Here is a 7,678-nt window from a genome sequence, read left to right as displayed (position 1 = left end):
GGGGGGCTCCCCGGCGATAGGGCCGGTACAGGCAAATGCTTAGCCAGCCTGAAAAAAGGATTCCACATGCCCAGCCCTGTCCTGATCGCCATCGACGCCTCCCCTGCATCCACTGCCCTGCTCACCCTCGCCCGCCACTACTGCCGCCCCGGCGAACACGAACTGCATGTGCTGCTGGCCATCGACTCTACCTTCGCCGTCCACGATCAACCCGCGCCCTACACCGCGGAAGAACTGGAAGAATACCCCGCCGCCTGCGAAGAGCAGCACCAGGCCGACCAGGCAGTGGCCGAGGCGGTGCGCGAGTTGCAGCAAGCCGGCTTCGCCAGCCGGGGCTGCATGGTGGCCGGGCAGCCGGTCGAGGCAATCGTGGCCAAGGCGCAGGAACTGAATTGTGAACTGATCATCATGGGCCACCGCCACCTGTCACGGCTGGGGCGGATGCTGGACCCGTCGATCAGCGCGAAGGTGATTGATCGGGTGAAGGTGCCGGTGTTGGTGGGGGCGGCGAGTGCATGACTTGAGAGGTATATCGCCTGAGATCGAACGCCGCCCGCACAGCGCTTGATCCCAGGCGACATATTTATCAAGGCGAACTCGGCTTCACCACCACCGTACAAGTCGTCCCCGCTGCCAGCAAAAACCCGTCCGGCACTTCATCGATATGAATGCGCACCGGCACCCGCTGCGCCAGCCGCACCCAGTTGAAAGTCGGGTTCACATCGGCGATCAACTCGCGGCTCTGTGGGTTGTCGCGGTCATAGATGCCACGGGCGATGCTCTCCACGTGGCCCTTGATGCGCTCGCCGCTCATCATCTGCAGCTCGGCCTGGTCACCCACCTTCACATGCGGCAGCTTGGTCTCCTCGAAGAACCCGTACACCCAGAACGAGTTCTCGTCGACCACCGCCATCACCGCTTCACCGGTACGCGCATAGTCACCCTTGTGGATATTCAGGTTGGTCACGTAGCCGTCCACCGTGGCCACGATATGCGTGCGCTTGAGGTTCAGTTCGGCGGCGGCCAGTTCGGCAAGGGCCTGCTGGTAGTCCGCCTGGGCGGAGTTGGCGATGTTGCTGGCGTCGTCGCGGTTTTCCTTGGAGATCACCAGGTTGTCCATGTCGGCACGGCGCTTGGCGTTGACCTTGCGCATCTCCCAGGTGGCCTTGCGCGAAGCGACCAGCGCCTTGGCCTGGTCGACCGCCAGCTGGTAGTGCTCGGGGTCGATCTGGATCAGCAGGTCGCCCTTCTTCACCCGCTGGTTGTCCTTGACCGGCACGTCCACCACATAGCCAGGCACATCGGCAGCGACGTTGATGATGTCGGCACGCACACGGCCGTCGCGGGTCCATGGCGTGGTCATGTAGTGCAGCCACAACTGGCGACCGATCACCACGGCAGCGGCAAGCACCAACAGGGTGGCGATCAGGCTGAAGAACTTTTTCATCGAAGGATTCTCACCAGTAGAGCGACAGCGCCAAAGCGCCGAACAGGCAGACGAACAGGCTCAGGCGCAGCAGCGCCGGGTGCCAGAAGAAGCGGTAGCCATCATGGCTGGCAATGAACCGGTCCAGGCCCCAGGCCAGGCCCAGGGCGAACAGGAACATCAAGGTCATGGTGGGCATGTACACGCCATGGAAAGCGATTTCACGGGGCATGGTTTCACGGAGCATCGTGCAGTCCTTTCGCCGGTGCCAACGGCGACTGTGGGTCGAGCAGGGAAGAACGGATGAAGTGCAGGTAGCTTTGCGCGCGGCGCAGCACCGAAGTGTCGAAGTGGCGGGCGAAGGGCTCGTCGGTTGCCTGCACGCGGGAGATGGCGTGGTCCACCGCCACCAGCGCGCGTTCGTGGTTGCTGGCGCTGGGCTGCAGGAACAACCGGGCCAGGGCACGGCCCATCACGCGGATCGCCTGGCGCCAGGGCTGCGACTCGGCGTAGGCCGGGTGCACCGGCGCACGGGCCTGTTCCTTGCGTAGCTCGATGATGGCGTGGCCGATTTCCAGCACGGTGAACATCCAGCCCATCAACTGGCTCTGTACCTGCGGCTTGCCGGCTGCCAGGCCATACGCCTGGTGCAGCAGGTCTCGGGTGCGGCTTTCGAAGGCGGTACCGATGCCGCGCAGGCGGCCGCTGATGGCGAACAGCACCTGCTCGCGCAGTTCCTGCTCCAGGCGGCTCCACAGCCAGCGGCTGTTGGGCGGCAGGATGATCGCCCCGGCAGCGGCACAAACGAACATGCCGATGACCATGCCGATGTAGTCGTTGATGAAGGTGTATGGGTCATACACGGTGAGGTTGTTCGGCACCGAACCGATGGCGAAGAACACCAGCAGGCCTATGCCATAGCCGGCATAGGCCGGCCGTGACGAAAGGAACGCCCCCAACACGAACACCGGCGCCAGGACCATGCACAGCAGCGGGAAACCGTCGATCCAGGGGAACACGAAAAAGGTTTCGAAGAAGCCGACGAAGGCACCGATCGCCGTGCCGCAGGCCATCTGGAACGACATGCGCTTGGGGTTCGGCGAGGCCGCCGACAGGCCCACGGTGACGGTGGCGATCAGGGTCATCATGGCGCCGCTGGGCCAGTCGCTGAACAACCAGTAGCTGCCCAGCAGCAACAGCACCGCCGAGGCGCGCACACCGGCGGCCAACGATACCAACCAGCTGGTCTGCGCCACATAGGGCTCACTCCACTGCTCGCGCTCGTGCCGGTGCGCGGCCAGCGAGGCGTGGGTTTCGGCGTAGCTGTACATCTCGTCGACGAAGCGGTAGAGCAGCTCGAAGGCAGTGTGGAAGTCGAGCAGGTCGGACTCGCTCGGCTCGGTTGCCAGGTACTCGGCGCGCAGGCCGCGCACCTGTGCCTGCAGGCCTTCCTTGTAAGCGGCCAGCTCCAGGGTCAGGCGCAGCGCATCGGCGTCGGTCAGCGCCCGGCCCACGTAGGGCTGCAACAGCTCCACGAGGGTGTTCAGGCCCGGCTCGATGGCGCCGACGATCTGCAGCGGGCCGCGGGCGCGCAGGCGCTCCAGCAAACGATGCAGGGCATTGAAGCGTGTGGTAATGGCCATGAACTCGCTGTTCATGCGCACCAGGCGACCAGAGCGCCGGCGCATGTGCGGGTCTTCGAAGGCGGTTACGTTGCGCAGGCTCTCCAGGCCCACTGCTTCAGCGACGAAGCGCACGTTGCTGCTCTCGAAGCGGTCCCGCTGGCTTTCGCCGCGCAGGGCCTCGACCACCACTCCGGCGAACACGCCAAAGCGCTGATACAGGGCGTTGCGCATGGCGGCACTGGCCGACTGCGGCAGAATCGCCGCGCTGACGAAGGTCGACACCAGAATGCCCAGGGCGATTTCCAGCACCCGCCATACCGCCGCCATGAACGCCTGATCAGGGTGTTCCAGCACCGGCAGGCCGATCATCGCCGCGGTGTAGCCGGCCAGCACGAAGCCATAGGCGCGGAAGGTGCGGTAGCGCATGGCACCGGCCGAACAAAGGCCTACCCACAGGGCCAGGCTGGGCAGGAACAGCTCGGTGTTCTGCGGGAATATGGCGATCAGCGCCACCATCATCGCCGAGCCGGCCAGGGTGCCGAGCACCCGGTAGAAGCTCTTGGCGAACACATGCCCGCTTTGCGGCTGCATGACGATGAACACGGTGATCATCGCCGTGCGCGGTTGGGGCAGCTCCAGGCGCATGGCCAGCCACAGGGTGATGAACGCGGCGGCCAGCACCTTGAAGATGTACACCCAGGTCACCCCGTCGGTGCGTGCCCAGGCAAAGAAGCCCCGGCGCCATTCCAGGCTCTGCAGCCAGCGCACGGGCAAACTTGAGGTGCTCATTCGGCGTTATCCGGCTTCTTGTCGAAAATGGCCAGGGTGGCCGGGGTTTTCGGTGCGGCCTGGCGCTCCTCTTTCGGCACGTCCTGGCCAGCCTGCAAGCCGCCGCCCAAGGCAGTGACCAACTCGGCATGGGCAATCAGGCGGGCGGCCTGCACCTGCTGTTGCACCTGCTGCTGGCGGAACAGCAAGGTCTGGGCGTTGAGCACGTTGAGGTAGTCGGTAAGGCCACGCTGGAAGGCGACCATGGCGATGTCGTAGGTTTTCTGCGCAGCCGCGACCGACTCAGCGGCGAAGTGCGACTGCTCTTTCATCGACTCACGGCGAATCAGCTGGTCGGAGATGTTCTTCAGCGCACCGACCACGGTCTGGTTGTAGCGCGCCACTGCCATGTCATAGCCCGCAGAGGCCACGCCCAGCTGCGAGCGCAGGCGGCCGCCGTCGAAGATCGGCAGGCTGATGGCCGGGCCGACGTTGTAGTTGAACTTGCGCCCGGTGAGGAATTCCAGCGGGCCACCACCGGTTGCCATGAAGCCGAGGCTGCCGACCAGGTCTACGTTGGGGAAGAAGCCGGCATGGGCAACATCGATACCCCGCGCCTGGGCGGCCACCTGCCAACGGCTGGCGACCACGTCGGGGCGCTGGCCGACCAGTTCGGCCGGCAGATTCGACGGCAGCTTCAGCGGCGCGGCCAGGGCCAGGCTCGGGCGCTGCAACTGTGCGCCTTCCCCCGGGCCCTTGCCTGCCAGGGCGGCCAGCTGGTTACGGGCCAGGGCAATTTCTTCGTCCAGGCTGTCGAGCTGGCGATGGGTTTCCGGCAACGGCGCTTCGGCCTGGCTGACTTCGAAATGAGTACCGATGCCTGCATCCAGCCGGCGCTTGGCCAAGGCCAGAATCTGCTCCTGCTGGTCCAGCTCGGCCTTGACGATATCGCGCTGGGCGAAGTGCAGGCTCAGCTGGATGTAGGCGCGCACCACGTTGTTCTGCAGCTCCAGCTGCGCCTGGCGGGCTTCGGCCACACTCATGTGCGCCTGATCCACGGCCTGCTCGCTGGCATTGCGTTCGCGGCCCCACAGGTCGAGTGCATAGCTGAAGCCAATGGCGGCGTTGTTGTCCCAGGTATTGGCGCCGGACAGCGCGCCCGGGCCGTAGAACTGGTCTTCAGGCCAGTTGTGACGCTTGAGCGTGGCCTGGCCATTGGCCTGGAGTTTTTCCGCCGACTCGACCACGCCGGCCATGGCCTTGGCTTCGCGTACCCGCGCCGCAGCCATGGCCAGGCTTGGGCTGCCGGCCACGGCCAGGGCAACCCAGCGGTCCAGCTGTGGGTCGCCATAGGCGTGCCACCACTGCTGGTCGGGCCAGTGGGCGTCGGTCGCGGCTTCGCGTATGGCCGCGTCGGTGTTCAGGTTGTTGGCTTGCAGCGTCTTGCTTTGCGGGGCAATGCCCCAGGTTCCGATACAGCCGCTCAAGGTGAGGGCAAGGGCACAGGCACTGAACGCACTGAGCGTTCTGATGATGCGACGCGGCACAGCTGCGATTTCCCGAGGAAGAGTTGGAGGGGCCGGGCAATTCTAGGGGGCGGCAGCACTGGCGATAAGCGTGGATTCCTGCGAATCTTTGTTACCAAAACAGCGATAATCCGCCTTTGGTCGAAGGCAACTTTTCATCTCTTTTACGTTACTTCGTGACACAATTTTGTCCTCTACATCGAGAGTGACCCATGGACACCCTGCAAAACATGCGTGCTTTCAGTTGCGTAGCCCAACTTGGCAGTTTTACCGCTGCCGCCGGGCAACTGGATACGACCACCGCGAACGTGTCGCGGGCGGTCTCCAACCTGGAAGCCCATCTGCAAACAAGGCTGCTCAACCGTACTACCCGCCGCATTGCGCTGACCGAAGCCGGCAAGCGCTACCTGATGCGTTGCGAACAGATTCTTACCTATGTCGAAGAAGCCGAGGCCGAGGCAAGCGACGCACATGCCCGCCCGGCCGGGCAATTGAAGGTGCACTCGATGACCGGGGTCGGTCAGCACTTCGTGGTCGACGCCATCGCCCGCTACCGCGAATCGCACCCGGACGTGACCTTCGACCTGACCATGGCCAACCGCGTGCCCGACCTGCTCGACGAGGGCTATGACGTTTCCATCGTGCTGGCCACCGAACTGCCCGACTCCGGGTTCGTGTCCCAGCGCCTGGGCATCACCTACAGCATCGTCTGCGCCTCGCCCGCCTACATTGCCCGCCACGGCGTTGCGCACAAGCCTTCCGACCTGCTCAAGCATGCCTGCCTGCGCATGGTCAGCCCGGTGATCCCGTTGGAAAAGTGGCTGTTCGATGGGCCGGAAGGCCAGGAGATGGTCAACATCACCAGCTCGCCGTTCATGGTCAATACTGCCGATGCCATGAAAACTGCGATTCGCAGCGGCATGGGCGTGGGCGTGCTGCCGATCTATTCGGCCATCGACGGCCTGCGCGATGGCAGCCTGGTACGGGTGCTGCCCGAGTACCGGCTGCAGGAACTGAACCTGTACGCCATCTACCCGTCGCGGCAGTACCTGGATGCCAAGATCAAGACTTGGGTCGAGTACCTGCGCAACTCGCTGCCGGAGATTCTGGCAGCCCATGAGGCAGACCTGAAAACCCATCAGGTGATGATCGCCAATTAAAAAGCTGCTGCATTGCGGGGGCGGACAATGGTAGGTTGCTAACCATTGCCGGCCTCTTCGCGGGTAAACCCGCTCCCACAGGTACACCACTGCCTTCCAGGCCTGTGCAATACCTGTGGGAGCGGGTTCACCCGCGAAGAAACCACCACCGCCCCACCGCCTTGCAGAGAAGTTGCCCGATGAAAAAGACCGTCCTGGCCTTCAGCCGTATCACCCCGGCCATGGCCGAACGCCTGCAGCAAGACTTCAACGTGATCGTGCCGAACCCCAAGCTCGGCGATATCAACGCCCAGTTCAACGAAGCCCTGCCCGAAGCCCATGGCCTGATCGGCGTTGGCCGCAAGCTCGGCCGGGCGCAACTCGAAGGAGCGGCCAGGCTGGAAGTGGTATCCAGCGTGTCGGTCGGCTACGACAACTACGACCTGGACTACTTCAACGAACGCGGCATCGCCCTGACCAACACTCCCGACGTGCTGACCGAAAGCACCGCCGACCTGGGCTTTTCGCTGATCATGGGCTGCGCCCGCCGCACCGCCGAACTGGACGCCTGGACCAAGGCCGGCAACTGGCAAGCTACCGTAGGCCCGGCCCACTTCGGCAGTGATGTGCACGGCAAGACCCTGGGCATCGTCGGCATGGGCAACATCGGTGCCGCCATTGCCCGCCGTGGCCGGTTCGGTTTCAACATGCCGGTCATCTACTCCGGCAACAGCCGCAAGACCGCACTGGAGCAAGAGCTGGGGGCACAGTTCCGCAGCCTGGAGCAACTGCTGAGCGAAGCCGACTTTGTCTGCATCGTGGTGCCGTTGTCCGATGCCACCCGCAAACTGATAGGTGCGCGTGAGTTGCAACTGATGAAGCCGAGCGCGTTCCTGATCAACATCGCCCGCGGGCCGGTGGTGGACGAGGCTGCGCTGATCGAGGCGCTGCAGAACGGCACCATTCGCGGTGCGGGCCTGGATGTGTACGAGAAAGAGCCGCTGAGCGATTCGCCGCTGTTCAAGCTGCCCAATGCCCTGACCTTGCCGCATGTTGGTTCGGCCACTGCCGAAACCCGCGAGGCCATGGCCAACCGGGCAATCGACAACCTGCGTGCGGCGCTGCTGGGTGAGCGGCCGCGGGATCTGGTGAACCCGCAGGTGTGGAAGGGCTGATCGCCCTCTGCTGCCTGCC

General features: G+C 64.3%; 7 protein-coding genes. 3 read left to right on the top strand and 4 right to left on the bottom strand.

What is annotated here, in order from left to right:
* Nucleotides 1-66: 66 nt before the first annotated feature.
* Nucleotides 67-519 (top strand): universal stress protein, encoded by a 453-nt coding sequence (locus ACK1U9_RS24630; protein ID WP_046617098.1) that lies wholly within the window; start codon nt 67-69, stop codon nt 517-519.
* 67 nt (nt 520-586) lie between these two features.
* Here ACK1U9_RS24630 and ACK1U9_RS24625 read toward each other — a convergent pair whose 3' ends face one another.
* Genes ACK1U9_RS24625 through ACK1U9_RS24610 form a run of 4 tightly spaced genes read right to left on the bottom strand, consistent with a single transcriptional unit; the run spans nt 587 to nt 5,366 of the window.
* Nucleotides 587-1,447 (bottom strand): efflux RND transporter periplasmic adaptor subunit, encoded by an 861-nt coding sequence (locus ACK1U9_RS24625; RefSeq protein WP_046617097.1) that lies wholly within the window; start codon nt 1,445-1,447, stop codon nt 587-589.
* A gap of 10 nt (nt 1,448-1,457) precedes the next feature.
* On the bottom strand, nt 1,458-1,658 hold the full coding sequence (locus ACK1U9_RS24620) for a DUF1656 domain-containing protein (protein ID WP_008097766.1): 201 nt from the start codon (nt 1,656-1,658) through the stop codon (nt 1,458-1,460).
* A gap of 4 nt (nt 1,659-1,662) precedes the next feature.
* A complete protein-coding gene (locus ACK1U9_RS24615; protein ID WP_108480642.1) occupies nt 1,663-3,840 on the bottom strand; it encodes an FUSC family protein in 2,178 nt (725 codons plus the stop codon).
* Nucleotides 3,837-5,366 (bottom strand): efflux transporter outer membrane subunit, encoded by a 1,530-nt coding sequence (locus ACK1U9_RS24610; RefSeq protein ID WP_085601184.1) that lies wholly within the window; start codon nt 5,364-5,366, stop codon nt 3,837-3,839. Before ACK1U9_RS24610 ends, ACK1U9_RS24615 begins: the two co-directional genes overlap by 4 nt.
* A gap of 191 nt (nt 5,367-5,557) precedes the next feature.
* Between ACK1U9_RS24610 and ACK1U9_RS24605 the strand changes: the two genes are divergently transcribed.
* Both ACK1U9_RS24605 and ACK1U9_RS24600 read left to right on the top strand, forming a co-directional pair.
* Nucleotides 5,558-6,505, top strand: a complete 948-nt coding sequence (locus ACK1U9_RS24605; RefSeq protein ID WP_085601183.1) for a LysR family transcriptional regulator — start codon at nt 5,558-5,560, stop codon at nt 6,503-6,505.
* A 179-nt stretch (nt 6,506-6,684) separates the two neighbouring features.
* Nucleotides 6,685-7,659 (top strand): 2-hydroxyacid dehydrogenase, encoded by a 975-nt coding sequence (locus ACK1U9_RS24600; RefSeq protein ID WP_108480640.1) that lies wholly within the window; start codon nt 6,685-6,687, stop codon nt 7,657-7,659.
* Nucleotides 7,660-7,678: the final 19 nt, after the last annotated feature.

It is taken from the genome of Pseudomonas sp. XP1, from assembly GCF_053557675.1.
Note: the sequence above shows the minus strand (reverse complement) of the source record. Positions and strands in the feature narration are given on the sequence as shown.